Source organism: Herbiconiux dendrobii (genome assembly GCF_052048175.1).
In the GTDB taxonomy this organism is placed as follows: Bacteria; Actinomycetota; Actinomycetes; order Actinomycetales; family Microbacteriaceae; genus Herbiconiux.
In genome coordinates this window covers 559,937-586,090 of record NZ_JBLZQV010000004.1, presented here as the reverse complement: position 1 = coordinate 586,090, position 26,154 = coordinate 559,937, and the positions used below count along the sequence as shown (strand labels likewise).

Below are 26,154 nucleotides of genomic sequence, written 5' to 3'. Positions count from 1 at the left end.
GTCCTCCGACGAAAGGACATGACGACCGTCATGGCATACATCAAATCAGCAGCGCTGGAAGAGACCGGCTACGTCGTTCTCGACAAATACGACCGCGAGATGGATCCCCGGGAGTGGCTCGACATCGAGTACAACGACTGGAAGTCCTCGGGCGACACCCGCTTCGCCCCGCTGGCCTCGGCCAAGGGCGAGATCGAGTGCAACGGCTTCTGGAACCACAAGCCGCCGCGCACCGACAAGGACGGCGTGTGGATCGACTCGCAGACCGAGAAGGCCCCCGACCTGACCCGTCGCGCCCAGGAGCCGGGTGCCAACGTGGGCCGGTGCCGCGTGATCGAGCTGCAGCCGAACACCTACGCCGACTGNGCACCGACAAGGACGGCGTGTGGATCGACTCGCAGACCGAGAAGGCCCCCGACCTGACCCGTCGCGCCCAGGAGCCGGGTGCCAACGTGGGCCGGTGCCGCGTGATCGAGCTGCAGCCGAACACCTACGCCGACTGCCTCTACAACCTCCACCAGGACGACAACAACCGCCTGAACCCGGATGGTACCGGCTGGGTCGTGCGCGGGTTCTTCAACCTGACCGACGACAAGGACAGCTACTTCGTGCTGCGCCACAACCGCACCGACCCCGAGGGCGAGGTACGCATCGCGCTCCCGGCCGGCGCGCAGCTGATCGTCGACACCCAGCGCCTCTGGCACGCCGCCACCCACCCCGGTGACACGGCGCGCTACTGCCTGATCACGTCGTGGGAGTCGGGCCCCGAGCTCGACGCCTACATCGAGAAGTACAACGGCGTCTCGCACGTCGAGAGCGTCGCGGTTCCGCAGGACGAGCTCGACGCCGGCCAGGCCGAGCAGACCCGCCGCCTCGCCGCCCGTGCCGCCGCGCTCGCCGCACGCGGCCAGCAGGAGAAGCTGGTGATGAGCGAGGCCTGATCCTCCGCTCGCGCCTCTCGAGGGCCCCGGTCGCGCTTCCGCGTGGCCGGGGCCTTCGTGTCGCCGCCGGGGAGCATCGTGCATAATTAGGTAATGCTTACCTACGTTGCTCGAACGGATGCCGATCGACGCGCGTGCCCGGCGTACCGGCCGTTCCGGGCCGAGGTGCGCCGGATCGTGCAGCTGAGCCCGAGCTTCCGGCGGGTGACCTTCGGCGGGCCCGAGTTCGACCGCTTCGGCACCGCCGGCCTCGATCAGCGGGTGAAGCTCGTGCTGCCGTTCGCCGGTGCTGCCGGCACCGGCGCATCCGGTGCTCCCGGCATCGAGGGCCGCTACGGCGACTGCGGCTGGTTCGACGGCGACACCCTCGAGGCCGGCACCTGGTACCAGGCCTGGCGCGAGCTGCCCGAAGAGCAGCGCAACCCGTTCCGCACGTACACCGTGCGCGCCATCCGCCCCGCCACCACCGAGGCGCCTGCCGAACTCGACGTCGACTTCGTGGTGCACGCCGGCGCCGACGGCCACACGGCGGAGGGGCCCGCCTCCGTGTGGCTGGAGACCGCCAGGGTGGGCGAGGAGATCGTGATCGTCGGACCCGACGACCTCAGCCTCGACTACCGCGTCGGCCTCGACTGGCACCCCGGCGAGGCGATCGACTACCTGCTCGCCGGCGACGAGACGGCCGCGCCCGCCATCGCGAGCATCCTCGAGTCGCTGCCCGCCGGCACCCGGGCCCAGGCCTTCCTCGAAGTGCCGCACGCCGGCGACCGCCTGCCGATCGCGGTGCCGGAGGGCGCCGACGTGACGATCACCTGGCTCGCCCGCGACGACGAGGGCGATCCCACCCTGCTCGAGGCCGTACGCACCTGGACCGAGACCAACCGCGACCGTCTCACTCCCGCCCTCGCCGCCCAGGCCCAGGAGCTCGCCGACATCGACGTCGACGTCGAGATGCTCTGGGACTCGCCCGAGGATGCCACCGGCCGCTTCTACGCCTGGCTGGCCGGCGAGTCCGCCGTGATCAAGCTGCTGCGCCGCCTGCTGGTGAGCGAGATCGGCGTCGACCGCCACCGCGTGGCGTTCATGGGCTACTGGCGGCTCGGCAAGGCCGAAGGGCAGTGACCGCGGCCGCTCCGGCGGCGCCCGTTCTCGCGCGGCGACGGCTCACCCGCATCCTGGGCCTGCTCGGGATGCTCGTCGCCGTACTCGTGGCCGTGGGCCTCAGTCTCTTCCTCGGCTCGCGCAGCATCGACCTCTCGGCGGTGCTCGACGTGCTGGGCGGCCGTCAGGGCGACGCCGTCGAGCAGATGGTGGTGCTCGACCTGCGGGTGCCGCGCACGATCATCGGTCTGGTCGCCGGAGCCGCGCTGGGGCTCGCGGGAGCGCTCATGCAGGGCCTCACCCGCAACCCGCTGGCCGACCCCGGTCTGCTCGGCGTGAACGCCGGCGCCTCGCTGGCCGTCGTGACCGCCATCGCGGCCTTCGGCGTCACCGCTCCCTCGGGTTACATCTGGTTCGCGTTCATCGGCGCGGCCCTCGCGGCGGTACTGGTCTATGCGGTCGCCTCCGGCCGCAACGGCCCCACTCCGCTCAGCCTCACCCTCGCGGGTGCGGCCGTGACCGCGGTGCTCACCTCACTCATCACGCTCGTGCTGCTGCGCGACCTCGACACCCTCGGGCAGTACCGCTTCTGGTCGGTCGGCTCGCTGGTGGGCCGGGATGCGGGCACGGCCCTCGCCCTCGCGCCCTTCCTGATCGTGGGCGCGGTCGTCGCTCTGCTGCTCGGCCGCAGCCTGAACGGTCTCGCGCTCGGCGACGACGTGGCGCGCGGTCTCGGCCAGCGGGTCGGCCTCACGCGGATGATCGCGGGAGCCGCCATCATCCTGCTCTGCGGATCGGCGACCTCGCTCGCCGGGCCGCTGGTGTTCGTCGGCCTCGTGGTGCCGCACGTCGCCCGGCGGATGATCGGACCCGACTTCCGCTGGATCCTCGCGTACTCGATGCCGCTCGGCGCCATCCTGCTGGTGCTCGCCGACACCCTCGGGCGGCTGATCGCCCAGCCCGCCGAACTCGAGGCCGGGATCGTGGTGGCCGTCATCGGCGCGCCGGTGCTGATCGTGCTGGTGCGCCGCGACCGGGCGGTGATCCGGTGACGGCCGCCGAGGTGCGCCCGCCCGGCGGCGACGCCGCATCCGGTCGCGGGCCCGACGGGGGCGCCGCATCCGGCGACCGGCGGATGCTCCGGGCCGTGCGCCGCATCGGCCTCGCCCGCTATCTCGTCGTGACGGCCGTTCTGCTCGCCCTGCTCGTGGTGTTCGCCATCCTCGCCCTGATGCTGGGCGACCGGGTGATCGCGCCCGGCGACGTGCTGGCCACGCTGTTCGGGCAGGGCTCGGGCGGCGACCGCTTCGTGGTGCTCGGGCTGCGCCTGCCGCGGCTCGCCATGGGCCTGATGGTGGGGGTGGCGTTCGGGCTCGCGGGGGCCGTGTTCCAGAGTCTGCTGGGCAATCCGCTGGCCAGCCCCGACATCATCGGCATCTCGCAGGGCGCCAGTGCGGCGGCGGTCGGCGCCATCCTCGTGTTCGGCCTGAGCGGGCTCGCGGTGTCGGTCGCGGCCTTCGCCGGCGCCCTTCTGGTGGCCGCGCTGATCACGATCCTGGCCTCGCGCAACGGCGTGGCCGGCTCGCGATTCGTGCTGATCGGCATCGCGCTCGCCTTCCTCGCCCAGGCGCTGATCGGCTATCTGCTCACCCGATCCGACGTGCGCGACGCCCAGTCGGCCCTGGTGTGGCTGGTCGGCAGCATCGGAACCGTGCAGCCCGAGGAGCTCGTCTTCACCGCCCTCGGCGTCGCCGTGCTGATCCTCGGTCTCGCGCTGCTGGCCCGACGGCTCCGGATGCTGCAGCTGGGCGACGAGACCGCCTCCGGCCTGGGGGTGCGCATCACCCGCACCCGCTTGCTGCTGACTCTCGTGGCCGTGGGGCTCGCGGCCGTCGCCACGGCGGCGGTGGGCCCGATCGCCTTCGTGGCCTTCGTGTCGGCGCCGATCGCCCGGCGGCTGCTCGGCGGCACGGCGACCGCGCTCGTCACGAGCGCCCTGGTGGGCGCGGTCGTGGTGACGGGCGCCGACGTCATCGCCCAGCACGCCCTGCCGAGCCTGCAGGTGCCGGTGGGCATCGTGACGGGCATCGTGGGCGCGCCGATCCTGCTCGGGCTGCTGGCCCGCGGCAACCGAACGAGAGGTACCGCATGAGTTCGCACGAGCTGCGCGCCGAGGCGCTCTCCCTCGGCTACGACGGCCGGCGGGTCGTCGACGGGCTCGACGTGGTGGTGCCCGACGGGCGGGTGACGGTGATCGTCGGCCCGAACGCCTGCGGCAAGTCGACGCTGCTGCGCGCACTCGCCCGGCTGTTGAAGCCCGAGGAGGGCGTGGTCACCCTCGACGGCACGGATGTGCACCGGTACCCGAGCAAGAAGCTCGCGACCGTGCTGGGACTGCTGCCGCAGCAGCCGGTGGCGCCCGAGGGCATCACGGTGGCCGACCTGGTGGGCCGCGGCCGCTTCCCGCGTCAGGGGCTGTTCCGGCAGTGGACCGAGGAGGACGACCACGCCGTCGCCACGGCGCTGCGCTCCACCGACACGATCGGCATCGCCGACCGGCGGGTGGAGGAGCTCTCGGGCGGGCAGCGGCAGCGGGTCTGGATCGCGATGGCGCTGGCGCAGGAGACCGACATCCTGCTGCTGGACGAGCCGACGACCTTCCTCGACGTGACACACCAGATCGAGGTGCTCGACCTGCTGCACGAGCTCAACCGCACGCGCGGCACGACCGTGGTGATGGTGTTGCACGACCTCAACCTCGCCGCCCGCTACGCCGACCACCTCGTGGTGATGTCGCAGGGGAGCATCGTGGCCGAGGGGGCGCCACGGGAGGTCATCTCCACCGAGATCGTGCGTACCGCGTTCGGGCTCGAGGCGCTCGTGATCGAGGATCCGGTGAGCCGTTCGCCGATGGTGGTGCCGATGGGGCGGTTCCACCGCAGCGCGGAATGACCTACCATGATTAGGTAAGGCAATCCTTATCACAGCATCTTCACCCCGACACTGGAGGACAACAGTGCCCAGAATCCGTCTCCGACTCGCCGCGGTCGCCGCGACGACGCTCGCCGCCGCCCTCGTGCTCTCCGGATGCGCCTCCGGCTCGACCGGCGCTCCCGCCACCGACGGCGCTTCCGGTTCCGCCTCGGGCGAGGCCGTCACCATCGAGCACGCCTTCGGAGAGACCACCGTTCCGGCCGACGTGCAGAACGTCGTGACGCTCGGCTGGGGCTCGACCGAGGCCTCCATCGCGGTCGGCGTCGTCCCCGTCGCCATCCCGTTCGACTCCTACGCCGGCGACGACGACGGCGTGCTGCCGTGGGTCGCCGAGGCGGTCGACGCCGCGGGCACCGCGATGCCCGAGGTGCTGCCCGAGTCGGCCGACGAGCCGCCCTACGAGGCCATCGCCGCCGCCGACCCCGACGTCATCCTCGCCGTCTACTCCGGCATCACGCAGGAGCAGTACGACACCCTCAGCCAGATCGCGCCGACCGTGGCGTACCCGGACGTGGCCTGGAGCACCCCGTGGCGCGACGTCGTCACCACCGTCGGCAAGGCGCTCGGCAAGACCGCCGAGGCCGAGCAGGTGCTGGCCGACATCGACGACGAGGTCGCCGCGGCCGCCGCCGCGCATCCGGAGTTCCAGGGCAAGACCATCGCCGCGGTCTGGGATCTCGCCGGAACCTTCTACGTCTACAAGCAGGCCGACCCGCGGGTGGAGTTCCTGTTCGACCTGGGCTTCGAGAACGCCCCGGCCGTGGACGCGCTCGCCAACGGCGACTCGACCTTCTTCTACACGCTGAGCTACGAGCAGCTCGACCAGCTCGACTCCGACGTGGTGCTGAGCTACACCGACACGCAGGCCGAGGCCGACGCGTTCCTGACGGCGCCGCAGACCTCGGTCATCCCGGCCGTGAAGTCGGGCCACGTGGCGTCGCTCGTCGGCACGCAGTACATCGCCGCGGTGTCGCCGCCGAACGCGCTGTCGCTGCCCTGGGGCCTCGACCAGATGGTGGACGCGCTGGCGGCGGCCACGAAGTAGTAGCCTCCGGTCCTACCCCACCCGAAGAGCCCTCTCGCTTCGCGAGGGGGCTCTTTTCGTACCCGAGCCATCGACTACGACCTGAGAACAAGCGAATCATCCATCGCCATAGTGAGAAATAATCATAGTATGGGACGTGGCGCCATCGGTTCTGGTGGTGCGAGTAGGAAGGGCCATGCTGATGCTCGATTCCCCCTCCTCTGAGCCGTCTTTCACCGGGGGCGATGACTACCCGGGCAAGGTCCTCGGGCTCGTTGGAGTCATCACCGCGGTTCTGCTCGGGGTCATCGGGTTGGCGATCAGTATCGCGGCCTACGTCATATCCAGGAGGGCCGGGCGTCGGAACACGCTCGCGATCATCGGAATGGCGATCGGCGCATTCACCGTCGCAGCGTGGGTCACCGCGTACACCGTGATGAACATCGTCTGGTGAGAATGTCGAGCCGGAGTTGGCTGGAGCGAGCGTAGCCGACCTGCTCGTCGGGGCGATGTCGGTGCGTTGGGTGGAGACACCGAAGGCGAGAGCAGTGGTCATGGTTCCGTGGCCGACCGTGTCGAGCAGTGCGGTAAGTCCTTCAGGAGCCCGACTCGGAGGCGATCGGTCGGGTCAGGCCGGAGTCGCTGCAGTCGAGACCTCGGCTGATCCGTCCCCCGTCCGGGACTTGGGGGTGCGCTTGCGCACCTCGCGGAGGACGATCTGCTCGGGGCAGACCGTGGAGAGGAAGTCGCCCACCGAGAGGGCGAGGCGCTCGCCGACGAGGGAGTAGAGGATGCGGTTGGCGTCGCGGCGCTCGGCGACGAGGCCGGCCTGGCGCAGCACGCCGAGGTGACGGGAGATGGTGGGGCCGGAGGCGTTGAAACGCGAGGCGATCTCGCCGGCGGCCAGCTCGCCGTCTTTCAGGTCTTGCAGGATCTGCCGACGGGTCGGGTGGGCCAGTGCGCTGAAGATGTCGGAGGCTGCATCTGTCATGGTTGCAATCTAGCACAAGAGCTAATTACAGTGTAGCTTCGTTGCTAATAAGCGAAGGAGAGACATCATGAGGGTAGCGATCACCGGGGGCACCGGATTCGTGGGGCGGCACCTCGCCGAGCGGCTCGGAGCGGAGCAGACGGTGATCGTCTCGCGCCGCACCGGCGTGGAGATCGACGACGTCGACGCCCTGGCCGCCGCGTTCGCCGGGTGCGACGCGGTGGCGCACTGCGCCGGCATCAACCGCGAGATCGGCGAGCAGAGCTTTGCGCGGGTGCACGTCGCCGGTACCCGCGCCGTGATCGAGGCAGCTCGCCGTGCCGGCGTGAAGCGCGTCGTGATGCTCAGCTTCCTGCGCGCTCGCCCGGACTGCGGATCGGCGTACCACGAGACGAAGTGGGCCGCCGAGGAGCTGCTGCGGCACTCGGGCCTGGAATACACGGTGCTCAAGGCGGGCATGATCTACGGACCGGGCGACCACATGGTCGACCACGTCACGAAGGCCGTGCGCACGCTGCCGGTCTTCGCCACGGTCGGCTACCGCGAGCGCCTGGTGCGGCCGGTCCCGATCGAGGACGCGGTCGACGTGCTGGTGGCCGCCCTCGAGGGCCGGATCGCCGAACCCACCGTCGCGGTGATGGGCGCGGAGACGCTCACCCTCGGCGAGGCCGTGCGCCGCATCGCCCGCGTGGCCGACCGCCGGCCGGTCTTCTTCCCGGTGCCGGTGTGGAGCATCCGGGCCCTGGCCCAGCTCACGGAGTGGACCATGCGCACCCCGCTCGTGGCGAAGGCCCAGGCCCGGATGCTCGCCGAGGGGGTGGATGAACCGCTCCCGTTCGCCCCCGAGCTCCCCGAGCCGCTCCGCCCCACGCGCCGCTTCACCGAAGCCCGCATCCGCGAGGCTCTCCCGGCCGGCCCTTTCACCCGAGCCGATCTGCGGCTCCCGCCCTGCCGCCCCGCCGCGCCCGCGACCTGATGACCGCGGGATGCCGCATCTCGTGGTGCCCCGCGGTTACCCGGAAGTGGGGTGGGGCGGGGGAGTGCGCAGGCGTCAGTCGCGCGGGTTCTTCCAGCGCGGCTTGTCCTCGCGCTTGGCGGACGAGCCGAAGCGGTCGGGCTTCAGCTCGATCAGCTGGCCGCTGATGCGAGTGTCGCGCAGGCGCTCCAGGGTTCCGGGCGGCAGGTCGGCCGGCAGCTCGACGAGCGAGAAGTCGGGCCGGATCTGGATAGCACCGAAGTGCTCCCGGCGCAGGCCTCCCTCGTTGGCGAGGGCGCCGACGATCTGGCGCGGGTCGACCTTCTGCCGCTTGCCCACCGAGATGCGGTAGGTAGCCATCGCGCCACCGGCCGGGCGGCTGCGGCGCTCGGGGCGCTCGCCCCGGTCACCGCGGTCGCCGTGGTAGCCGCCGCTGCGCTCGGAGCGGTCGCCGCCCCGGTCGGGCCGGTCGTCGCGGTCGAAGCGTGCGCCGCGCGCCGCATCCGGCTCCAGCAGCAGCGGGGTGTCGCCCTGCGCCACCACGGCCAGCGCCGCGGCCACGTCGGCCTCGGGCACGTCGTGGTGCGACACGTAGTGCCCCACGATGTCGCGGAACACCTGCAGCTGCGCCGGATCGGCCAGCGCCGCCGTGATCGCGTCGTCGAAGCGGGTGAGCCGCGTGGCGTTGACGTCGTCGACGCTCGGCAGCTTCATCTCGGTCAGCGGCTGGCGGGTGGCCTTCTCGATCGAGCTCAGCATCCGTCGCTCGCGCGGGGTGACGAAGCTGATGGCGTCACCCGAGCGGCCGGCGCGGCCGGTGCGGCCGATGCGGTGCACGTACGACTCGGTGTCGATCGGCAGGTCGTAGTTCACCACGTGCGTGATGCGCTCCACATCGAGACCGCGGGCCGCGACATCCGTCGCCACCAGGATGTCGAGCTTGCCCGACTTCAGCTGGTTGACCGTGCGCTCGCGCTGGGCCTGCACCACGTCGCCGTTGATGGCGGCGGCGGCGTAGCCCCGGGCGCGCAGCTTCTCGGCGAGCGTCTCGGTCTCGTTCTTGGTGCGGGTGAACACGATCATGCCCTCGAAGTTCTCGGTCTCGAGGATGCGGGTGAGCGCGTCGACCTTCTGCGGGTACGAGACCACGAGGTAGCGCTGGGTGGTGTTCACCGAGGTCGTGGTCTTGCTCTTGACCGTGATCTCTTCGGGGTCGTGCAGGTACTTGGCCGAGATGCGGCGGATCTGCGCCGGCATCGTGGCCGAGAACAGCGCCACCTGCTTGTCGTCGGGGGTGTCGGCGAGGATGGTCTCGACATCCTCGGCGAAGCCCATCTTGAGCATCTCGTCGGCCTCGTCGAGCACCAGGTACTTCAGCTCGGTGAGATCCAGCGTTCCCTTGTCGAGGTGATCCATGATGCGGCCGGGGGTGCCGACCACGATGTGCACGCCGCGGCGGAGCGCGGAGAGCTGCTGGCCGTAGGCCTGGCCGCCGTAGACGGGCAGCACGTGCACGCCCTTCAGGTGCGCCGCGTACTTCTCGAAGGCCTCGCAGACCTGCAGGGCGAGCTCACGGGTGGGCGCGAGCACGAGGGCCTGAGGGGTCTTCTGCGCGAGGTCGAGGCGGGAGAGGATGGGTAGCGCGAACGCGGCGGTCTTGCCCGTTCCGGTCTGGGCGAGGCCCACGACGTCGCGGCCGGAGAGGAGGGGAGGGATGGTGGCGGCCTGGATGGCCGAGGGGGTCTCGTAGCCGACGTCCTTCAAAGCCTTGAGGACGGCGGGCTCGAGGCCCAGATCGGAGAAGGTCTGCTCGGTGCGGGGAGATTCTGTCTCGCCCGAATCCGCGGTTGCTGATGAAGCCATTCCTCCACGGTAGTCGTCGCGGGTGTGCGCGGGCGCGGAAACACGGGTTCCGGGCCAGGATACGCCCGGATCCGTCCCTGATTTCCCCACCTGCGGCCCTCGCCACTAGCGTTGCAGGGTGACCGACGAGACCGAAGTCCTGCCAGGAACCACCGATCACAGCCGAGCGCGCATCAGCGGCGAGGTCGACCGCGATCTGCGCGCCGACATCAGCCTCCTGGGCTCCCTGCTCGGCCGCGTGCTCACCGAGGCCGGTGGCGACGAGCTGCTGGCGGATGTCGAGAACCTCCGTGGCCTCGTCATCCGCGCCTACGAGCGCGACCACGACGCCTCGATCGAAGACGCCGAGGCGCTGGTCGAGTCGTTCACCCCCGAGCGTGCCGAGCAGGTCGCCCGCGCGTTCACCTGCTACTTCCACCTCTCCAACCTCGCCGAGGAGCACCATCGGGTGCGCGTGCTGCGCGCTCGCTCGGCCGCAGGGCCCGCCTCCGCCGGCACCGACACCCTGCCCGCCGCCCTCGAGCAGCTGCGTGAGGAGGTCGGCGCCGAGGCGACGGCCGAGCGGCTGCAGGGCCTGCGCTTCCACCCGGTGCTCACCGCGCACCCCACCGAGGCCCGCCGGCGTGCGGTGGCCTCCACCATCCGCCGCATCAGCGAGCTGCTGGATGCGCGGGTGCCCGCCGATCCGGCCTCGGCCACCGGCGCCGAGAACGAACGCCGCCTGCTCGAGCAGATCGAGGTGCTCTGGCGCACCTCGCCGCTGCGCACCACCCGCCCCACCCCGCTCGACGAGGTGCGCACGGCGATGTCGATCTTCGACCAGACGCTGTTCCAGATCGTGCCGCAGGTGTACCGTCTGCTCGACGACTGGCTGCTGGGAACGGATGCCGGCGTCGCCGACGCCGAGGCTCCCGCGTTCCTGCGGCTCGGCAGCTGGATCGGCGCCGACCGCGACGGCAACCCCTTCGTCACCGCGAGCGTCACCAAGGAGGCGGCCGCGATCGCCGCCGAGCACGTGCTGCTCGGCCTCGAGCACGCCGCCACCCGCATCGGTCGCACGCTCACCCTCGACGAGTCCGAGACGCAGCCCGACGACGCCCTCCGCGCGCTCGCCGCCCGGCAGGAGGAGCTCGCGGCATCCGTCACCTCGCAGATCGGCACCCGCGCCCCGAACGAGCCGCACCGCCGGGTGCTGCTCGTGATCGCCGAGCGCATCGCGGCCACCCGCCGCGGCGACGAGGCCCTGGCCTACGCCGACCCCTCGGCCCTTCTCGACGAGCTGCGGATCGTGCAGAACTCGCTGCGGGCCGGCGGTGCCCGGCGCAACGCCAACGGTGAGCTGCAGAACCTCATCTGGCAGGTGCAGACCTTCGGCTTCCACCTCGCCGAACTCGAGGTGCGCCAGCACTCCAAGGTGCACCGCGAGGCGCTCGCCGACGTGAAGGCCGGCGGGGCGCTCGCCGACATGACCATCGAGGTGCTCGAGGTCTACCGCACCATCGCATACCTGCAGAAGCGCTACGGCGTGGATGCCGCGCGCCGGTACATCGTGTCGTTCACGCAGTCCTCCACCGACCTCGCCACCGTGTACGAGCTGGCCGACGCGGCACTCGGATCGGCCGAGGCCGCGCCCGTGCTCGACGCCATCCCGCTGTTCGAGACCTTCGACGACCTGCAGAACTCCACGCGCATCCTGAGCGAGATGATCGAGCTGGCGCCCGTGAAGGCGCGGCTGGCCGCCACCGGCCGCAAGCTCGAGGTGATGCTCGGCTACTCCGACTCCTCGAAGGACGTGGGGCCGGTGTCGGCCACGCTCGCGCTCTACGACGCCCAGTCGCGGATCGCCTCGTGGGCGAAGGACAACGACATCGTGCTCACGCTCTTCCACGGGCGCGGGGGAGCGCTCGGGCGCGGCGGCGGCCCGGCGAACGAGGCCGTGATGGCGCAGCCTCCCGGATCCGTCGACGACCGCTTCAAGCTCACCGAGCAGGGCGAGGTGATCTTCGCGCAGTACGGCGACAAGACCATCGCGGCCCGGCACATCGAGCAGATGGCCGCGGCCACGTTGCTGGCCTCTTCTCCGGCGAACGAGGAGGCGAACCGGGCGGCCGCCGACGAGTTCGCGCCCGTCGCCGCGACGATGGACGAGGCATCCCGCACCCGCTTCTTCGAGCTCGTGAAGGCCGAGGGCTTCGCGCCCTGGTTCGCGCAGGTCACCCCGATGGAGGAGGTGGGCCTGCTCGCCCTGGGCTCCCGCCCCGCCCGCCGCGGGCTCTCGGTGTCGTCGCTGGAAGACCTGCGCGCCATCCCGTGGGTGTTCGCCTGGACGCAGGCCCGCATCAACCTCACCGGCTGGTTCGGGCTCGGCACGGCGCTCGCCGCGGTGGGCGACGAGGCGCTGCTGCGCGACGCGTACCGGCGCTGGCCGCTGTTCGCCTCGATGATCGACAACGTCGAGATGTCGCTGGCCAAGACCGACCTGCGGATCGCGGAGCGGTACCTCGCGCTCGGCGACCGCGACGACCTCGCCGCGCTCGTGCTCTCGGAGATGCAGCTCACGCGGGAGTGGGTGCAGCGCACCAGCGGGCACGGCGAGATCCTCGACGACAAGCCGGTGCTGCAGCGGGCCGTGCGGCTGCGCAGCCCCTACGTCGATGCGCTCTCGCTGCTGCAGCTGCGCGCGCTCCGGGCGGTGCGCGCCTCCGGCAGCACCGACCCGCAAGACGCCCCGCACCGCCTCCTGCTGCTCGCCGTGAACGGCGTCGCCGCAGGCCTGCAGAACACGGGCTGACCCCCGCCGCACCCTCGCGTCGCGTCGCGTCGCGTCGCTTCGCCTCGCCGACCCGTCACGTGGTGCCGTTTTCGCACCCTCAAAGCGGGACGGAGTGACGGGTCGGCGGAGATCTGGGGGGATGCGGGAGGCGCGAGTATTCTGGAGAGCTCATCATGAGTTCACTTTTCCTGCGATCCTCCGAGAAGCGGCCCGGGCGGCGCCCGTGGGGCCTGCCGCTCGCGCTGTTCGCGGGGGTGTCGGTGTTCGCGCTGACGGCGCTGACCGCGCTCGCGCCGCCGCCGCAGAGCACGGCGATCGCCTCGGGTGATGCGGTCGGCGCCGCCGGTGCCGGCTCGCAGTCGCTGTCGGTGACGGCGGATGCCGGCCAGCTGGTCGTCACGCGCGACGGCTACCAGGCCACGGAGGGCGTCGAGTCCTTCGTCGCCGGCAGCACGAACGAGGACTGGGCGAAGCTCGTGCTGATGCTCGCCGGCTTCCCGGTGAGCGACTCGAACGTCACCGTGATGCTGCGCTGGATGCGCCAGGAGAACGGCCCCGACGACTGGTGGAACCGCAACAACCCGCTGAACAACGGCTGGGGCTCGGGCGGCGGCAGTGGCCTCGGCAGCTACGACACGCTGGTCACGGCGGCCGAGAACGTGGGCAACGCACTGCACGGCAACTCGGGCTACTCGGCGATCGTCGAGGGCTTCGCCGCCTCCGCCCCCACCGAGCAGATCGAGGCCGCGATCTGGGCATCGCCCTGGGCCAGCAGCCACTACGCGAACGGCTCGCACTGGTCGTACACGCCCGTGCCGGTGATCGCCTCGCCGGCCGGCACCTGGGGGTAGCCTCTCCGCGCTCCTCCTGGGCGCCGGCGGCCCGGCCGGTCCGGGGCGGCTCAGGTGCAGACGCCCGGTCCGGGCGGAACGGCTCATCAGACGCGGGCGCTGTCGGCGGGGTCGCGTAGCGTTGAGGCATGTCGAATCCTCTCCGCACCGGCGTCCTGGGCTACGGCCTGGGCGGCCGGGTCTTCCATGCGCCGCTGATCGCGGCGGATCCTGCTTATGCCCTGACGACGATCGTGACGGGCAACCCCGAACGGGCCGCACAGGCGAGTGAGCGGTACGGGGCCGACGTGGTGGTTCCGGATGCCGACGCGCTCTTCGCGCGCGCCGGGCAGCTCGATCTGGTCGTCGTCACGAGCCCGAACGACACGCACGTGCCGCTCGCACACCGCGCCCTCGACGCCGGGCTCGACGTGGTGGTCGACAAGCCGTTCGCGCTCACCGCCGCCGAGGCGCGCGAGGTGATCGCGCACGCGGATGCCGTGGGGCGCCGGGTGGCCGTGTTCCAGAACCGGCGGTGGGACGGCGACTTCCTCACCGTGCGGGCGCTGATCGCGAGCGGCGAGCTGGGCGAGGTGCGGCAGTTCGAGTCGGCCTTCGAGTGGTGGAAGCCCGAACTCGGCGCCAAGCAGTGGAAGAACGAGGCCACGCCGGCCGAGGGCGGCGGCATCCTCTACGACCTGGGTCCGCACCTGATCGACCAGGCGCTGCAGCTGTTCGGCGAGGTCGACGTCGAGGGTGGCGGCGTGCACGCCGAGCTCGACGCGCGGCGGGAGGGCTCCGTCAACGACGACGACTCGTTCGTGAGCCTCACCCACCACAGCGGTGTGCGCTCCCGGCTCTGGATGAGCGCCGTCTCGCCGGCGAACCGGCCGCGGTTCCGGGTGGTCGGTTCGCGTGCGGTGTTCGAGTCGTGGGGGCTGGATCCGCAGGAGAACCAGCTGCAGGACGGTCTCGGCACCGACGACCCGGCCTTCGGCCTCAGCGAGGAGAACCCCGTCGGCGTGCTGCGCGCGCCCGGCGAGTCGCGCGAGGTCGTGCTCGAGCGCGGCGACTACCCGGGCTTCTATCGCGACCTGGCGGAGTCACTTCGCACGGGCGCCCCGCTCCCGGTCGACCCGCGCGACAGCGAGCAGGTCCTCCGCATCATCGAGCGGGCCCACCGGCTCTGAGTCGGGAGAGGACTCGGGGCGCGTTCCCGTCCGGCCGTGCGCGCCCCTTCGAGAGGGCGCGCACGGCCGGACGGGATGCATTCGGCTCTGAGGAGTCCGTGCTCAGGAGCCCGTGCCGCCGCCCGTCGGGTGCTGGCCGTCGTCGGGCGAACCGGCCGGCGGTGTCGGGGTGTCCGTCGGCGGAACGGGGGCATCCGTGGGCGGAGTCGGGGCGTCCGTCGGCGGAGCGGGAGCATCCGTCGGGGGAGTCGGGGCGTCCGTGGGCGGAGTGGGCACGCCGTTCTCACCTGCGGGAGGCGCTTCCGGGGCCGCGTGACCCTCCGGTCCGCCCGCGAGCGGGCCCGTTCCCCCGGGTGCCGCCCCACCGGGACCGCACACCCCGCCGGATTCCGGGCCGGGGGAGGGAGCGCCGGCCTGCGGCGTCGTCCCGTCGGTGGGGGCTGCGGGAGCGGCGGGGGCTCCGGTCGGCGGCACGGGCGTGACGGTGTCGTCGTTCGAGCCGGTGCCGGCGCCCGGGGTGGGTGACGCCGTCGGCGACACCGCGGCGGAGACCGCCTGCGCGTCGGCCGGGCCGCCCTGCGCGGCGAACGCCGCCGTGGTTCCGAGTAGCCCCAGGCCGATGACCCCGCAGGTCACGCCGATCGCGACGCGGCGGCCGATCGCGTTCCTCCGGGGAGGCTCGGGTGCATTCTGCGGGGGTTCTCCGGGGCTGAAGAACGGGGTGAGATCTGACATGGGCTTCTTTCCGATCGGTCGACGGCGCGGAACGGTGCGCCGGCCGGAGCGGGAACGGCTCCGGTGCATCCCACTGTCGAAGCCGAATCTGAAGCTCGACTTAAGCTTCGATCGTTTCCAGCCAACCTCCAGCCGGGCCCGCAGACGCCGTCGTACCGTTCAGTCATGACAACCCCGGCCCGCATCCTGGTGATCGAGGACGACGAGACGATCCGGCAGTCCGTCGCCGCCTCCCTCGCCGACGAGGGATTCGTCGTCGCCGCGCGCGAGGACGGAACCGCCCTCCCCGACGACCTCGCATCCTTCGCCCCCGACCTCGTGGTGCTCGACTGGATGCTGCCCGGTCCGAGCGGAATCGCGCTGGCCGGCACCGTGCGCGTCACCACCGGCTGCGCGGTCGTGATGCTCACCGCTCGCGACGAGGTGGACGACCGGCTGCGCGGCTTCGCCGAAGGGATCGACGACTACCTGGTCAAACCGTTCGCGATGGCCGAGCTGGTGGCGCGCGTGACGGCCGTGCTGCGCCGGCGCGGACGGATCCCCGCCGTGATCGAGATCGCCGACCTCGTCGTCGACGTCGACGGCGCGCGCGCCCGGCGGGCGGACCGGCCGCTCGAGCTCACGGCGACGGAGTTCCGCCTGCTGAGCTTCCTCGCCCAGAGCCGCGGCCGCACCCTGTCCAAGGGCCAGATCCTCACGCAGGTGTGGGGCTACGACGACCTCGACGCGAACGTCGTCGAGGTGCACCTCAGTTCGCTGCGCCGCAAGATGGAGGCCACCGGGCCGCGGCTCATCCACACGGTGCGGGGCATCGGCTACCGGCTGAGCGCATGAGCACCCGTGAGCGGCCGGCGACACCGGTCGCGGCGTCCCTGCGAACCGGATCCCTGCGCACGCGCACGGTGCTGTCGGTGCTGGCTCTGCTCACGGTGCTGCTGGTGGCGCTCTGCGTGAGCGTGCAGCTGGTGCTCGGAGAACGGCTGCGCGCGCAGATCGAGGACCGTCTGCACGACCGGGCGGCCGCGGCCGCCGCGCTGATCGGAACCGTCTCGAACGACGACCTGGCCGATCGCCTCTCGGCGCAGGGCGTCTCGGTGCTCATTCAGAGCCCGGACGGGGGCTCGGTGGTGGCGGGCCCGACGCCCGAGCAGCTGAGGGCCGGGCCCGGTCCGGCAGGACCGGGCCTGCTCGATGGCCCAGGCGCCTCGAACGCGCCCGCCGGCACCTCCGGTTCGGAGCAGGACGCACCGCCGAGTCAGGAGGCGAGCGAGGGCGCCGCCGGCACCGGTTCGGCACCGGCCGCCGGCGCCGTCGGCATCACCTCCTCGACCATCACCGCCTCCGACGCGCAGATCGTCACCCTCCAGTCGGATCTGAGCGACGGCACCGTCCTCACGCTCACCGTGGACGCGAGCAGCGTCGCCCAGACCCTCGATCAGCTGCGCTGGATCATGATCGCGGCCTCCGCCGCCGTCGTGATCGTGGCCGCCGCGGCACTGACCCTCGTGGTCAGAGGGTCGCTGAGGCCGCTGGAATCGATGACGGCCCTCGCCCGGGACATCGCGGGAGGCGATCGAGGCCGCCGCCTCCGGCCGGCTCGCCCGCGCACCGAGATCGGGCGGGTGGCCGCCGCCTTCGACGAGATGCTCGATGCGGTCGAGGGCGCCGAGCGCGCCGCCCGGGCGGCCGAGCGCACCGCGCAGGAGGCGGAGGCGGCCGCCGTGCGATCCGAACAGCTCGCCCGCGAGGCCGAAGCGCGCGTGCGGGCGTTCGTGAGCGACGCGGCGCACGAGCTGCGAACCCCCGTCGCGGGCATGCAGGCCGCGGCCGACACGCTGGTACGGTCATCCGTCGACCGCGACGAACGCGAGCGACTCGCCTCGCACGTGGTGCGGGAGGCCGGCCGGGCGTCGCGACTGATCGACGACATGCTGCTGATGGCCCGTGTGGACCGCGGGCTCGTGCTCGAGTCCCGGCCCGTCGACCTGGCCGACGTCGTGTCGGCCGAGGCCGAGCGGCAGCGCATCCGCCGGCCCGATCTCGATCTGGTGCTCGCCCTGCCCGCTGCCTCCGCCGGACCCGCCGTCGTGGACGGCGACCCGGAACGCCTCAGCCAGATCGTCGCCAACCTCGTCGACAACGCGGCGCGGATGGGCGGCGGCGCAGTGACGCTGGCCGTCGACCACGTGGGGGAGACCGTCCGGCTGGTGGTGTCGGACGACGGTCCCGGGGTTCCGCCCGAAGATCGCGAGCGCATCTTCGACCGCCTGGTGCGGCTCGATTCCTCCCGCAACGCGCGTGGCGGCGGCGCGGGACTCGGCCTCCCGATCGCCCGCGGGATCGCGCGCGCCCACGGAGGCGATCTGGTCTCGGTCGAGCCCTCGGAGGTCGGCTCGTCGGCGCACGGTGCGGCCTTCGCGCTCACTCTCCCGCGGGTGTGAACCCCGCGCGCCGGGGACGACGGATGCGTCAGAGACCGGTGCGGCGGCGGACCTTGGAGAGCAGACGGCCGAGCTTGCGGGCGCCCCGGTGGACGAGGGTCGGCGCGGGCGCGGGTGCCTCGGCGGCCTGCGGCGGCTCGTCCTCGACGCGCACGAGCACGGCCATCGCCTGGTCGAACAGCTCGCCGGTGGGCACCCAGCGCTCGAGCCGGAAGCCGGCCGCGCCCCACACCGTCTCGACCCACGGCCGGGGCGCCACGGCCCAGGAGTAGAACGAGCGCTTGCGCGGGCCGTCGTCGTCGGAGCCGCCGCCCGCGTAGACGAACTCGCCCCGGCGGACCGCGTCGAGGCTCTGCAGCGCATCCGGAACCACCTGCGCGAGGTTGCTGGTGAACTTGTCGGCCTCGCCGGCGGCGACGGCCGCCTGCGCGCCGGCCACCACCGCGAGGAACTGCTCCTCGAGCACGGTGATGTACACCCGGGCGCCGGGGTGCGTGAGCCGGCCGAACTCGGCGGCCCACTGCCGGTGAGCGTCTTCGGAGAGGTGGGAGAACACGCTGAACGCGGTCACGGCGTCGAATCCGCCGTCGCGGAACACGGTCGGCGGCCACGGCGCGTTCGTGACGGCGTTCACGCCCGGAAGAGTGGTGTGCAGCAGCGTCGTCATCTCGGAGTCCACGTCGCTCGGCCAGAGCTGGTCGGCTCGGAGGCGGCGCATCAGCAGGCGGGAGATGCGGCCCCAGCCCGATCCGAAGTCCAGCACCGTCTGCGAGGCGACGTCTCCCTCGGGCCAGGCGTCGAACGCGGCGTCGACGAAGCGCTCGGCCTCGGAGTACGCGGTCAGGTAGCTCGACCCCACGAACTTGCGCTGGATGCGTTCCGGCGGGTTCAGCGGCGTGCGCTGCACGGGGTCGGCCACGGCGGGCAGTTCGTCGAGGCTGGGCGCCTCGGCGAGCTTGCGGACGAACGTGCTGTCCGAATCGGCGTACGCCATATCTCCTCCAGGTCTCTGCGCGCCCATCTTGTCACAGTTCGACATGATCGACAGGGGTCGATGAACTATCCTCATCCGGCATACTGGTCGCATCAGGTGATCACCGACGAAAGGCCGTCATGACGACCCCGTTCTCTCTCGAATCCCTCTTCGCCGTAGGCGGCATCATCCTCGTGGTGCTGATCCTGCTGGTGGCGCTGATCGTACTGCTGCGCGGCATTAAGGTGGCCAAACCCGATGAGGCGATCATCGTCACCTCCCGCCAGAAGGCGGTGAAACCCGGCCAGACGGCGTTGGAGGAGACCGAGAACGCCGGGCAGCGCGTGGTGTTCGGCTCGCGCGTGTTCGTGAAGCCGATCGTCGAGGCGCACTTCAAGCTCTCGCTCCGCTCGCGCCAGCTGAACGTGCAGGCCACGGCCCAGACGAAGGATGCCATCACCATCAAGGTGAACGCGGTCGCGGTGGTCAAGGTGGGCGGCTCGGAGTCGATGGTGCGCGCCGCGGCCCAGCGGTTCCTCAACCAGCAGGACCAGATCGAGACCTCCACCGAAGAGGTGCTCTCCGGATCGGTGCGATCGATCGTGGGTCAGCTGACGGTGACCGAGATCATCACCAACCGTCAGGCGCTGCAGGGCCAGGTGCTCGACGCCGTGCGCGAGTCGCTCGACGTGCAGGGTCTGCAGATCGACACGCTCCAGATCAAGGAGATCGACGACGACAACGGCTACATCCGTGACCTCGGTCGCGCCGAGGCGGCTCGCGTGAAGCAGGTCGCCGAGGTCGCCGAGTCGGTGGCCCGCCGCACCTCGGAGGAGGCCCGCATCGAGGCCGACCAGGCCGTGGCCGAGCAGCAGCGCAAGCTCGACCTGCGGAACGCCGAGATCCAGAAGGAGACCGACAAGGCCCGCGCCGAGGCCTCCGCCTCCCGCCCGCTGGCCGAGGCGATCTCGCAGCAGGAGGTCATCGCGCAGCAGGAGATCACCGCCGGCAAGCGCGTGGGCCTCCGCAAGCAGGAGCTCGACGCCGAGATCCGCGCCGTGGCCGACGCCGACGCCTACTCGCTGGAGAAGAAGGCGCAGGCGGATGCCGCGGCCGCCGTCGCCGCCGCGAACGCCGAGCGCGACCGCCGCAAGGCCGTGGCCGAGGCCGTCGAGGCCGAGGGTATCGCCGAGCGCAACCGCCGTCGCAGCGCCGCCGAGGCGACCGAGGCCGAGGGTGTGGCCGAGAAGAACCGCCGGATCGCGGCCGCCGAGGCGCTGCGGGCCGAGGGTGAGGCCGAGGCCAACTCGATCCGGGTGAAGGGTTCGGCCGAGGCCGAGGCCACCCGGGCGAAGGCCGACGCGCTGGAGGAGCGCGCCGACGACCTGCTGCGCCAGCAGGTGATCGGCCAGCTGCCCGCCATCGTGCGCGCCGCATCCGAGCCCCTGGCGGCCATCACGAACATGACGGTGATCTCCAGCGACGGATCGGGCACCGAGCAGGTCGGCTCGAGCGTGGCCGGCCAGCTGGCCTCGTCGATGCAGATCGTGAAGGACCTGGTGGGCATCGACATCTCCGAGATCGTGACGGGGCGCGCCTCGGGCGCCGCCGCCGGCCGCGCCTTCGCCGAGGCGAACGCCGGCGTGAAGCAGGCGGCGCCCGCCCCGCGCGTCGCACCTCCCGCGACCGCCCAGGAGTAGCGGGGGAGTAGCGTGAGGCCATGGCTGGCGAAGCGGTGATGCTCGAGGTCGACGGACCGCACGGGATGCGCGAGGTGCGGGTGTCGAGCCCGTCGCGCGTGCTGTGGCCCGAGCCCGGCATCACCAAGGGCGATCTTGCGCAGTACCTGATCGACGTGGGCGGGCCCTTCGTCGAGGCGAACGGCGACCGGCCGATCTCGCTGCAGCGCTTCTCGGCCGGCATCGAGGGCGAGCAGTTCTTCTCCAAGAACCCGCCGAAGGGGGCGCCCGAGTACGTGCGGGCCGTGCCCGTCACCTACCCGAGCGGGCGCACGCATCCGCAGCTCGTCATCGACGAACCGGCCGTCGCCGTGTGGGCCGCGCAGATGAACACGATCGTGTTCCACCCGTGGGCCTCGCGCGCCGAGACCGCCGACTTGCCCGACCAGTTGCGGATCGACCTCGACCCGCAGCCCGGCACCGGCTTCGCCGAGGCCGTCACAGCGGCGCTCGCCCTGCGCGAGGTGTTGCAGGAGGCGGGCCTGACCGCCTTCGTGAAGACCTCGGGCAACCGCGGACTGCACGTGTTCGCGCCGATCGAGCCGACGCAGGAGTTCCTCGTGGTGCGGCACGCCGTGATCGCGGCGGCGCGCGAACTCGAACGACGGATGCCCGACGCGGTGACCACCCATTGGTGGAAGGAAGAGCGCGGCGAGCGCATCTTCGTCGACTTCAATCAGGCCAACCGCGACCGCACGATGGCGGGCGCGTACAGCCCCCGGCCGTTGCCGCACGCCCCCGTTTCGTGCCCGGTGACCTGGGACGAGCTTCCCTCGGTCGACCCGGCGGCGTTCACCGTCCTGACGGTGCCCGAGCGGCTGCGCACGGTGGGGGATCCCTGGGCCGGGATGGGCGCGCATCCGGGTACCATCGACACCCTGCTCGGCTGGTGGGAGCGCGACCTCGCCGCAGGCCTCGGTGAGTTGCCGTTCCCGCCCGACTTCCCGAAGATGCCCTGCGAGCCCCCGCGCGTGCAGCCGAGCCGCGCCCGCAAGCCCGACTGAGCCCTGCGCGCCCCGTCCACTTGCCACATCTTCTGGCAAGTCGGCCCCGAAAGCGCCGACTTCTGCCAAGTGGCTATGCTGCTGACGGCGACTTCTGCCAAGTGGCCGTGCTGCTGATGGCGACTTGTGCCAAGTGGCGGGTCGGATCGCCTACGGGCCGGGAGCGGCAGCGTGCAGCGCGATCAGCTGGGCGGCGGAGTGGGCGAGGTGCTCCCGGATGGCGGCATCGCCTCGGGTTCGGATCGCCTGCAGCAGGCGGTCGTGCTGCTCGGCCATCTCGGCGGCGGGCAGCAACGGGCGCAGCTGGTTGAGGAAGAGCAGCAGCTCGCTCTCGAGCCCGGCGTGGGCCTCGGTGAGGCGGGGGCTGCCGGCCGACGCCACGAGCGCGTGGTGCAGGCGGGCGTGCGCACGCTCGATCGCCCGATGGTCGTCGGGGTGGAGAGCGCAGAGCGCCCGCAGCTCGCCGTTCGCCTCGACCACGGCATCCGGGATCTCCACCACGGCACCCGGAGTCGCCGTGCGCGCCTGCAGCAGCCGCACCGCCTCGGCCTCCAGCGCCGTGCGGTACTCCATCAGGGAACGGATGTCGTCGTCCGAGAACGCGCGCACGCGGGCCCCCCGGTAGGGCGCGAAGTCGACCAGCCGCTGCGCCGCCAGCTGCTGCAGCGCGGCCCGGACGGTGTGCCGGTTCACGCCGAACCGCTCGCTGAGCGCCTCCTCGCGAAGCGCCGATCCGGGCGCGAGCACGGCATCCAGGATCTGCTCGCGCAGCTCCGCGGCCACGATCGAGACGGCGGTGCGCGCGGTTCCGGTCACGCCTCGAGGGTACCCGGATGCGGTCGGTCGCGATTCGAAAGCGGGTCATAGGGCTGTCATAGCAACCGCAAAGACTCCGGCGGCTGAATGGACATCGTTCGTTCATCACCCGTTCTAGTGGAGTTCCCCATGTCCCAAGCCATCCTCGTCGCTATCGACCTCATGGCCGTCGGCATCCTCACCTTCGGCCTGTACTTCCGCCGCCACCACCGCCGCGACCTCGTGGTCGCGTTCCTCGGGGTGAACGTGGGCGTGCTCGCGGTCTCGATGGTCCTCGGCTCGAGCACCATCGGTGCCGGCCTCGGTCTCGGCCTGTTCGGCGTGCTGTCGATCATCCGGCTGCGCTCGGACGAGATCGCCCAGCACGAGGTGGCCTACTACTTCTCCGCCCTCGCCCTCGGCCTGCTCTCCGGCCTCACCGGCACCGTCAGCGTGCTGAACGTGGCGCTGATGGCACTCATCCTGCTCGTGATGTTCGTGGGCGACAACCCGGCCCTGTTCCGCCGCTACCGCCAGCAGAGCATCCAGCTCGACCGCGCCTTCACCGACGAGCGGATGCTCACCGCGCACCTCGAGCGGATGCTCGGCGCCGAGGTCAAGCAGGTGCAGATCAAGCACCTCGACCTGGTGAACGACACCACGCTGGTCGACGTGCGCTACCGGGTGCAGCCCGACGGCGGGGCTCCGGATGCCGCACCCGCCGGATCGCAGACCGCACGCGAAGCCGAACTGGTGGGCTCCCGATGAGCACGCAAGTCGTTCCCCCGGCCGCACCGGCCGCCCCGGCCGGTCCCAGCGACCGCGCCTCGGCCCGTGTACACGCCCTGCCGCCGATCGGCCTCGACGAGCTGGTCGAGCGCGCCGCCCTGCAGACCCGCATCGACCGCAAGTACGTGGTGCCCGCGGCCGAGCTCGACGGCATCCTCGCCGAGGTGGCGGCCCTGCCGGCCGAGGCCCGCGTGCTCGAGATGGCGGGCATCCGTTCGTTCCGCTACGAGTCGGTGTACTTCGACACCCCCGAGCTCACCAGCTACTGGATGGCCGCCCGCGCGCGGCGCCGCCGGGTGAAGATGCGCACCCGCTCCTACGTCGACTCCGGCACCGCCTTCCTCGAGGTGAAGACGAAGGGCGCCCGCTCGGCCACGGTGAAGGACCGCCTCGAGTACGACTTCGCCGACCGCGCCCGCCTGAACCACGACGGACTCGACTACCTCGGCGCCACGCTCGACGACGCCGGTTTCGACGAGGTCGCCCCGGCCGCGCTCGTGCCCACCCTGGTGACGCGCTACCACCGCACCACCCTGTTCGTGCCGGGCGACGAGCAGCATGCCGAGAGCCGCGCCACCATCGACACCGGCCTCGACTGGGAGCGCGACGCGGACCACCGCATCCGAACCCCCGGAATCGTGATCGTCGAGACGAAATCCGGATCGCGCGCTTCGGCCGTCGACCGCATTCTGTGGGGCCGCGGCCACCGCCCCACCACCGTCTCCAAGTACGGGACCGGGCTCGCCGCGCTCCGGCCCGACCTCGCCTCCAACAAGTGGTCGCGCACCCTGCGCCGCCATTTCGACCCCACCTCCCTCTCGTCTTATCCCGCCCCTTAAGGAGCACTCCATGCGATCACCCCGCAAACCCCTCGTCTTCCCGCTGCTGGCCGGAGGCATCGTCACCATCGGCCTGCTGGCCGGCTGCGCCACCACGGTGGCGGCCGGTTCGGGCGGCGCCGCGTCCTCGGCCACCACCGAGACCGTCGACACCGGCACCACCGCCGACGCGACGGGCGTCGACGCCACCCAGAACGCCGCCGCCGTGCTCGCCGCGAACGACAGCGTGCACGACTTCACCGACGACTCCTCGGGCGACGCCGACGCCACCACAATCACGCTCGACGGATCGACGGCGACGACGGATGCCGCAGCCGGGGTCACAGTCGACGGCGGCACCGTCACCATCACCGCGGCCGGCACCTACCGGGTGAGCGGCAGCCTCACCGACGGGCGGCTCGTGGTGAACACCACCGACTCCGGCACCGTGCGCCTCATCCTCGACGGCGCCTCGATCGCGAGCTCGACCAGTTCGGCCGTCGACGTGGTGGCCGCCGACGAGGTGGTGCTCGTGCTCGCCGAGGGCTCCGCGAACACACTCAGCGACACCTCGGCCTACGCCGACACCGACGAGTCGAACGCCGCCCTCTACAGCGCGGCCGACCTGCTGATCACCGGCTCCGGATCGCTCGACGTGACCGGCAACGGCAACGACGGCATCACCGGCAAGGACGGCCTGGTGATCGCCTCCGGCACCATCACGGTCGATGCGGTCGACGACGGCATCCGCGGCAAGGACTATCTCGTGGTCACCGGCGGCACCATCACCGTCACGGCGGGCGGGGACGGGCTGAAGAGCGACGACGAGGAGGATGCCACACGCGGCTTCGTCGACATCGCGGGCGGCTCGGTCACGGTCACCGCCGGCGACGACGGGGTGCAGGCCTTCACCGACGTCGTGGTGACCGGCGGCACGCTCGACGTGACCGCCGGCGGCGGATCGGCCTCGGCACCCGCCCGCGCGAGCACGCAGGGCGCCGGCTGGACCGACGACGCGGCCTCGGCCGACGACACCGACACCGACACGGGCACCGACGAGACGACCGCCTCGAAGGGCATCACGAGCGGGGTCATCACCGTGATCGAGGGCGGCACCGTCTCCGTCGACGCCGCGGACGACACGATCAACTCCGTCGCGTACGTGCACGTGGTCTCGGGCACCGTGTCGCTCGCCGCGGGCGACGACGGCATCCACGCCGACAGCGCGCTCGTGATCGACGGCGGCACCGTCGACGTCGGCACCTCCTACGAGGGGCTGGAGAGCGCGGACATCACGGTGGCCGGGGGAGACGTGTCGGTCACCTCCAGCGACGACGGCCTGAACGCGGCCGGCGGAACCGAGGAGGCCACAGCGGGCATGGCCGGCGGCGACGCGGCCGGGTCGCAGCTGATCACCGTCTCCGGCGGCACGCTCGTGGTCGACGCCGGCGGCGACGGCCTCGACTCCAACGGCAGCATGACGATCACCGGCGGCACCACCGTGGTGAGCGGACCCACCGACAGCGGGAACGGCGCCCTCGACGTGAACGGCGCGTTCACCATCTCCGGCGGCACGCTGCTGGCGGCGGGCAGTTCGGGCATGGTGGTCTCGCCCGGCACCGACTCCTCGCAGGGCTGGCTCTCGGCCACGCTCGACGCGGTGCAGGATGCCGGCACGATCGTGCACGTCCTGGCCGAGGACGGCACCGAGATCGCCGCGTTCGAGTCGGGCAAGGCGTTCCAGAACATCGTGTATTCCTCGGCGGGCATATCCACGGGAGCCACCTACAGCATCGCCACGGGCGGCACGGTCTCGGGCGATCTGACGGGCGGTCTCGCCTCGTCGGGCGACGCGTCCTCGGCTACCGTCGTCACCACGGTGACGGCCGGTGAAGCCGCCGCCGGAGGCATGGGCGGCGGTGGGGGAATGCCCGGGGGCGGCACCGGAGGCCCGGGGCGCAACTGACGGCCGGGGTTCGGGATGACGCGGAACTATTACGGCGTATGGAGATTTCTCTCAGGGAGAGTGCCCATACTTGTAGCTTCAATCGTTCGCGCGGGAGAAAATCCGAGACATCCCGAACCCCCGACCCCGCCTCGCGAGCGTCACCTCCGGAGCCCCGAACCCCTGACAGGGCGGGCCCCGAGAACACCCGACACCGACCGTCACGCCCATC

The 26,154-nt window shown here is 71.7% G+C and carries 23 protein-coding genes and 1 pseudogene; 19 read left to right on the top strand and 5 right to left on the bottom strand.

Annotated elements, in window-relative coordinates; translation table 11 throughout:
* Window positions 1–30: 30 nt before the first annotated feature.
* The 8 genes and pseudogenes from ACN4JJ_RS15540 to ACN4JJ_RS15505 all read left to right on the top strand — a co-directional run.
* Window positions 31–351: pseudogene (locus ACN4JJ_RS15540) on the top strand (hypothetical protein); the annotation flags it as partial.
* A 32-nt stretch (window positions 352–383) separates the two neighbouring features.
* Entirely contained in the window at window positions 384–941 is a 558-nt protein-coding gene (locus tag ACN4JJ_RS15535; protein ID WP_440710790.1) for a hypothetical protein, read from the top strand.
* 93 nt (window positions 942–1,034) lie between these two features.
* Window positions 1,035–2,063, top strand: coding sequence for a siderophore-interacting protein (locus ACN4JJ_RS15530; RefSeq protein WP_440710789.1), 1,029 nt, complete (start codon window positions 1,035–1,037; stop codon window positions 2,061–2,063).
* Window positions 2,060–3,094 carry a FecCD family ABC transporter permease gene (locus tag ACN4JJ_RS15525; RefSeq protein WP_440710788.1) on the top strand — a complete coding sequence of 345 codons (1,035 nt, stop codon included), beginning with the start codon at window positions 2,060–2,062 and terminating at the stop codon, window positions 3,092–3,094. The genes ACN4JJ_RS15530 and ACN4JJ_RS15525 overlap by 4 nt, the downstream gene beginning before the upstream one ends.
* A complete protein-coding gene (locus ACN4JJ_RS15520) occupies window positions 3,091–4,194 on the top strand; it encodes a FecCD family ABC transporter permease (RefSeq protein ID WP_440710787.1) in 1,104 nt (367 codons plus the stop codon). The genes ACN4JJ_RS15525 and ACN4JJ_RS15520 overlap by 4 nt, the downstream gene beginning before the upstream one ends.
* Window positions 4,191–4,994: an ABC transporter ATP-binding protein gene (locus ACN4JJ_RS15515; protein WP_440710786.1), complete on the top strand. Its 804-nt coding sequence runs from the start codon at window positions 4,191–4,193 to the stop codon at window positions 4,992–4,994. Before ACN4JJ_RS15520 ends, ACN4JJ_RS15515 begins: the two co-directional genes overlap by 4 nt.
* A 64-nt stretch (window positions 4,995–5,058) precedes the next feature.
* Window positions 5,059–6,081 carry an iron-siderophore ABC transporter substrate-binding protein gene (locus ACN4JJ_RS15510; protein ID WP_440710785.1) on the top strand — a complete coding sequence of 341 codons (1,023 nt, stop codon included), beginning with the start codon at window positions 5,059–5,061 and terminating at the stop codon, window positions 6,079–6,081.
* Window positions 6,082–6,256: 175 nt separating this feature from the next.
* Entirely contained in the window at window positions 6,257–6,514 is a 258-nt protein-coding gene (locus tag ACN4JJ_RS15505; protein ID WP_440710784.1) for a hypothetical protein, read from the top strand.
* 174 nt (window positions 6,515–6,688) lie between these two features.
* On the opposite strand, the gene ACN4JJ_RS15500 is transcribed toward ACN4JJ_RS15505, so the two are convergent.
* Window positions 6,689–7,051, bottom strand: coding sequence for a metalloregulator ArsR/SmtB family transcription factor (locus ACN4JJ_RS15500; RefSeq protein WP_440710783.1), 363 nt, complete (start codon window positions 7,049–7,051; stop codon window positions 6,689–6,691).
* A 67-nt stretch (window positions 7,052–7,118) separates the two neighbouring features.
* Between ACN4JJ_RS15500 and ACN4JJ_RS15495 the strand changes: the two genes are divergently transcribed.
* The gene (locus ACN4JJ_RS15495) at window positions 7,119–8,027 is read left to right on the top strand and encodes an NAD(P)H-binding protein (RefSeq protein ID WP_440710782.1); all 909 of its coding nucleotides are present in this window, start codon (window positions 7,119–7,121) and stop codon (window positions 8,025–8,027) included.
* A 75-nt stretch (window positions 8,028–8,102) separates the two neighbouring features.
* Here the strand turns inward: ACN4JJ_RS15495 and ACN4JJ_RS15490 are convergent, their stop codons facing one another.
* A complete protein-coding gene (locus ACN4JJ_RS15490; protein WP_440710781.1) occupies window positions 8,103–9,890 on the bottom strand; it encodes a DEAD/DEAH box helicase in 1,788 nt (595 codons plus the stop codon).
* A gap of 139 nt (window positions 9,891–10,029) precedes the next feature.
* Here ACN4JJ_RS15490 and ACN4JJ_RS15485 point away from each other — a divergent pair, with 139 nt between their 5' ends.
* From ACN4JJ_RS15485 to ACN4JJ_RS15475, 3 genes are all read left to right on the top strand, one after another.
* Complete coding sequence (locus ACN4JJ_RS15485) at window positions 10,030–12,681, top strand: phosphoenolpyruvate carboxylase (RefSeq protein WP_440710839.1); 2,652 nt, start codon at window positions 10,030–10,032, stop codon at window positions 12,679–12,681.
* Window positions 12,682–12,836: 155 nt separating this feature from the next.
* Entirely contained in the window at window positions 12,837–13,514 is a 678-nt protein-coding gene (locus tag ACN4JJ_RS15480; RefSeq protein WP_440710780.1) for a hypothetical protein, read from the top strand.
* A 128-nt stretch (window positions 13,515–13,642) separates the two neighbouring features.
* Window positions 13,643–14,683, top strand: a complete 1,041-nt coding sequence (locus ACN4JJ_RS15475) for a Gfo/Idh/MocA family protein (RefSeq protein WP_440710779.1) — start codon at window positions 13,643–13,645, stop codon at window positions 14,681–14,683.
* 102 nt (window positions 14,684–14,785) lie between these two features.
* Here ACN4JJ_RS15475 and ACN4JJ_RS15470 read toward each other — a convergent pair whose 3' ends face one another.
* Window positions 14,786–15,418: a hypothetical protein gene (locus tag ACN4JJ_RS15470; protein WP_440710778.1), complete on the bottom strand. Its 633-nt coding sequence runs from the start codon at window positions 15,416–15,418 to the stop codon at window positions 14,786–14,788.
* A 165-nt stretch (window positions 15,419–15,583) separates the two neighbouring features.
* Here ACN4JJ_RS15470 and ACN4JJ_RS15465 point away from each other — a divergent pair, with 165 nt between their 5' ends.
* Complete coding sequence (locus tag ACN4JJ_RS15465) at window positions 15,584–16,252, top strand: response regulator transcription factor (protein WP_440710777.1); 669 nt, start codon at window positions 15,584–15,586, stop codon at window positions 16,250–16,252.
* Entirely contained in the window at window positions 16,249–17,859 is a 1,611-nt protein-coding gene (locus ACN4JJ_RS15460) for a HAMP domain-containing sensor histidine kinase (protein WP_440710776.1), read from the top strand. The genes ACN4JJ_RS15465 and ACN4JJ_RS15460 overlap by 4 nt, the downstream gene beginning before the upstream one ends.
* 28 nt (window positions 17,860–17,887) lie before the next feature.
* Here the strand turns inward: ACN4JJ_RS15460 and ACN4JJ_RS15455 are convergent, their stop codons facing one another.
* Complete coding sequence (locus ACN4JJ_RS15455; RefSeq protein WP_440710775.1) at window positions 17,888–18,853, bottom strand: class I SAM-dependent methyltransferase; 966 nt, start codon at window positions 18,851–18,853, stop codon at window positions 17,888–17,890.
* A gap of 119 nt (window positions 18,854–18,972) precedes the next feature.
* Here ACN4JJ_RS15455 and ACN4JJ_RS15450 point away from each other — a divergent pair, with 119 nt between their 5' ends.
* On the top strand, window positions 18,973–20,532 hold the full coding sequence (locus ACN4JJ_RS15450; protein ID WP_440710774.1) for an SPFH domain-containing protein: 1,560 nt from the start codon (window positions 18,973–18,975) through the stop codon (window positions 20,530–20,532).
* Window positions 20,533–20,552: 20 nt separating this feature from the next.
* Entirely contained in the window at window positions 20,553–21,575 is a 1,023-nt protein-coding gene (ligD, locus tag ACN4JJ_RS15445; protein WP_440710773.1) for a non-homologous end-joining DNA ligase, read from the top strand.
* 150 nt (window positions 21,576–21,725) lie between these two features.
* Here the strand turns inward: ligD and ACN4JJ_RS15440 are convergent, their stop codons facing one another.
* The gene (locus tag ACN4JJ_RS15440) at window positions 21,726–22,391 is read right to left on the bottom strand and encodes a GntR family transcriptional regulator (protein ID WP_440710772.1); all 666 of its coding nucleotides are present in this window, start codon (window positions 22,389–22,391) and stop codon (window positions 21,726–21,728) included.
* A gap of 129 nt (window positions 22,392–22,520) precedes the next feature.
* Here ACN4JJ_RS15440 and ACN4JJ_RS15435 point away from each other — a divergent pair, with 129 nt between their 5' ends.
* The 3 genes from ACN4JJ_RS15435 to ACN4JJ_RS15425 are packed head-to-tail and all read left to right on the top strand — an operon-like array spanning window position 22,521 to window position 25,943.
* Window positions 22,521–23,138, top strand: a complete 618-nt coding sequence (locus tag ACN4JJ_RS15435) for a DUF4956 domain-containing protein (protein WP_440710771.1) — start codon at window positions 22,521–22,523, stop codon at window positions 23,136–23,138.
* Window positions 23,135–23,998: a polyphosphate polymerase domain-containing protein gene (locus ACN4JJ_RS15430; protein ID WP_440710770.1), complete on the top strand. Its 864-nt coding sequence runs from the start codon at window positions 23,135–23,137 to the stop codon at window positions 23,996–23,998. The genes ACN4JJ_RS15435 and ACN4JJ_RS15430 overlap by 4 nt, the downstream gene beginning before the upstream one ends.
* Before the next feature lie 10 nt (window positions 23,999–24,008).
* A complete protein-coding gene (locus ACN4JJ_RS15425) occupies window positions 24,009–25,943 on the top strand; it encodes a carbohydrate-binding domain-containing protein (RefSeq protein ID WP_440710769.1) in 1,935 nt (644 codons plus the stop codon).
* Window positions 25,944–26,154: the final 211 nt, after the last annotated feature.